This is a genomic window from Craterilacuibacter sp., from assembly GCF_051659485.1.
Classification (GTDB): domain Bacteria; phylum Pseudomonadota; class Gammaproteobacteria; order Burkholderiales; family Chromobacteriaceae; genus Craterilacuibacter.
Genome location: NZ_JBOFOO010000354.1, coordinates 1 through 3,018, shown reverse-complemented (window position 1 = coordinate 3,018; position 3,018 = coordinate 1). Strand labels below are relative to the sequence as shown.

The window sequence follows — 3,018 nt, the reverse complement described above, 5'->3', positions numbered from 1 at the left end:
GGCATAGCTCAGTTTCTTCTCGCCCTGATCGTGACGAGCCTTCTGCAAAGCCAAGCCTTGATTGAACACGAAGCGGCACGCCCCGGCGAAGCGGCGCATGTCGCGCTGCTGTTCGCCGTTGGGCATGAGTTCGTATTTATAGGCTTGGAGTCGTTGCATGCGACCACGATACCGATTTGCCGAAACACGGCGCAAGTGGATTTGCTAAATTAATAGACCCCTGCGGCGTCCGCGCTCTTGACCTCGGGCTGAACCCCGAGGCTTGTCGCTCACCTGGTCAAAATAGTGGCTGCGTCACTGCATGCGCCGGCCGCGGATGAAACCGGCAATTGCCACCCGCTACCTGAATCACCCCTTCTGGTGGATACTGTGTTTCTCCATGTCGCTGTGCCTTGCCGACAACTCGCGGTGCAGATAGATCGAGGTGGTGCCCAGATCCGCATGCCCCAGCGTAGCCATGATCGAGTGCGCTGACTGGCCGGCATCACCCATCATTGAGGCGGCGGTATGGCGCAGCCAGTGCGCGGAGGCCTCAGCCAGCGTCTGCGCGTCTTCCTGCCGGCCTTGTTGTTCCAGCCAGCTGCACACCTGCCGGAACAGGTTTTTCAGCACGACATGGCAGGCCTGTCGCGTCAGGTGCTGCTGTTCCGGTGGGGCATCCGGTGCACAGCGCACTTTAGCCAGTAGCGGGCCGGTTTCGTTACTGGCTGGCAACGGCGGCAGGTTCAGGCTCTCGCGGTAGCTGCATAGTGCCGCCAGCAGCTCGGAATTGACCGGCACTTGCCGCGCCTTGCTGCCTTTGCCGGTGACATCCAGGTACCACAAGCCGCGTCCATCCGCATCGGTCAGACGATAGATCTGGCGCATTTTGGACTCGGTGACTTCACTGATGCGCAAACCGGTCAGCAGGGTCAAGGTCAGCAGCCAGCGATTCCGAGCCAGGTGGGTGCGCTGCCCCGCAGTGTCCTGCGCTTGCTGGTCCAGAAACGCGAAGATCGCATCAATCTGCACCCTGCCCAGTAGCCGGGTCAGCCGGCGCTGGCCGCCACTCCGCTTGTTCCGACTGAGCGCCAGCGGATTCGCCATCAGATAGCCTGCATCGACCAGCCACGAGAACAAGGCATTGAGGATAGAAATGGCCAGCCGGATCGAACTCTCGCCCAGCGGCCCCGCGAACGGACGCCAGTCCGGATGCGAGCGGGGATATCGTTGCACTGCGATCCAGCGCGCAGCAGGCTGCGGATCTGCCAGAAACTGGCGGTAAAGCACGAAGTCTTCGTGCTGCAGGCCTGACAGCGGTTTGCCGCGCACGTCGGCCGCCCAGCGATAGAGCCGGTCGACTTCGCGCAGATAACTGTCACGGGTGTGGGGGGAGTCGGCGACATTGGCCAGCCAGGCAAACACCGCCTCGCGGTCATTGGTCGACTGCAACTGGCTGCGCCCGTCCCGGGTCCGGTTGTGGCCGACCTGTTCTAGTTGCGCCGGCAACGGTGGCAGGCTATCTGCCCGGGTGATCAATGCGTGGTTCATGGCGGCTGCTCGCTGGTCTGGTCTTGGACGGGAGGGGCACTGCCGCATTACAACTTAAATCCCAGCCCACGCATAAAATCGTCAGCAATCGGTGCCGCTTCAGCTTCACCAAATCCCCGCTCGGTATGCAGCACTAGCAATGCGCCGAGAAATCGTTCAATGGTTTCGTTAAAGTCCTGACGCGACTTAGACACAAACTCGATGCGGCCATCTTGCCGTCGCACATGGCCAGGGCACACGGTATTAAAGGCCAACAGTGCCGAATCCGTTTCCAGGATGTGCAGCAGTGGAGGCCACTCTTGCAGCAACTTGCTTACCCATGCGCGGCACTCTGGGATTTCCGGAATTACACGCGGATCGTCCTCGTAGCCTTCGAAATACAGTTCGGCGCAGCGGGCATGCTGGCGGGCCAGTGCCGGGGTGCTGGTCAATTTCTGGCACAGCTCGACGAGTTGCGCCGTTTCGCACGCCTGTAGCTCCCGCTGTGAAATCGAAAAGAGAACCCCCGGTAATGGCTCTTTAAGCTGGCGCAGATAGGTGTCTACGGGTGGTTTATTCAGTGGCATGTGCCTCTCCTGTGAGGTGGGCGCGCTCGGCTGCGTTCAATATGCGCCCGGTGGTGTAGAAGTAGCGGTCAAAGTCGGTTTGCGGAAACCAGTCTTCGCCAGCGGGAAAGGTGACCCGATACGCCAACTGCCGCCCGTCCCCCCGAATCTCGGCAATGAAGCCGTCGGCATCGCCTTCTTCCGCGATGCCACAGACGCGATGGCAGGCCACGGACTCGAAGCATTCGACCTCTGCACACAGATCCTCACTGGCGCGTTCGGCTGCGGCGGGTGTGACCGGCACCGGCTTTGGAGTTGGTGGCGGCTGCAGGTGCTGCCGGGCAGCGCGCAGTGCCAATCGCTCGCTATGGCCGATCTCGGGCAGGGCTTGCAGCGCCAGCAACCAGTGCCGGGTGCGGCGCGGATTGGCGGCGATGCGGCTGGCGCTGGCCAGCGAAATGCCCCACACAAAAGCAGCATCCGACAGTGTCCAGCCTTTGCGGTGCAGGGCAATGCGGAATTCTGCCTTGCTCAACGCACGCGGCCACCATGCCGGCGGTGACGGCACGCCCGGAATGCCGCTTATTTCGGTCTGACTGCTGGTTTTTTCAGCTGGCGTGAGGGGCTGCGTCATGTTTTAAAATCTTCCACCGGTGCAAGAATTGGCCGCGCAAACCCTGATGAATACAGCGGAGCGCCTGCCGACGATGGCGGTCGGCGGGACTACAAATCCGTGTTTTTTTCGGGCGCCTATTTTATTTTAACATTAGGGCGCTAATGTCAAAAAGCAAATAATTAACGCATTTTTATTTGCGCAATATGGCGCATTGCGCTATACAAAAAACACATCAACCGACCCCGGTACAAGGCCATGGCCGACACCCATCACTTCGCCTTAGCAGCTACGCCGTCAGCGGCCACCTTCCAATCGAAAACAGCCCGG

At 60.5% G+C, this 3,018-nt stretch carries 4 protein-coding genes; all 4 read right to left on the bottom strand.

Features of this window, described 5'->3' with window-relative positions; all coding sequences use genetic code 11:
* Nucleotides 1-159 (bottom strand): helix-turn-helix domain-containing protein (locus ACRC1E_RS12080; RefSeq protein WP_438515342.1); only part of this gene is annotated, 159 nt, incomplete at its 3' end.
* 189 nt (nt 160-348) lie between these two features.
* Entirely contained in the window at nt 349-1,530 is a 1,182-nt protein-coding gene (locus ACRC1E_RS12075) for a tyrosine-type recombinase/integrase (protein ID WP_438515341.1), read from the bottom strand.
* A 47-nt stretch (nt 1,531-1,577) separates the two neighbouring features.
* Nucleotides 1,578-2,096, bottom strand: coding sequence for a hypothetical protein (locus ACRC1E_RS12070; protein ID WP_438515340.1), 519 nt, complete (start codon nt 2,094-2,096; stop codon nt 1,578-1,580).
* Complete coding sequence (locus ACRC1E_RS12065; RefSeq protein ID WP_438515339.1) at nt 2,083-2,709, bottom strand: hypothetical protein; 627 nt, start codon at nt 2,707-2,709, stop codon at nt 2,083-2,085. The genes ACRC1E_RS12070 and ACRC1E_RS12065 overlap by 14 nt, the downstream gene beginning before the upstream one ends.
* Nucleotides 2,710-3,018 lie beyond the last annotated feature (309 nt).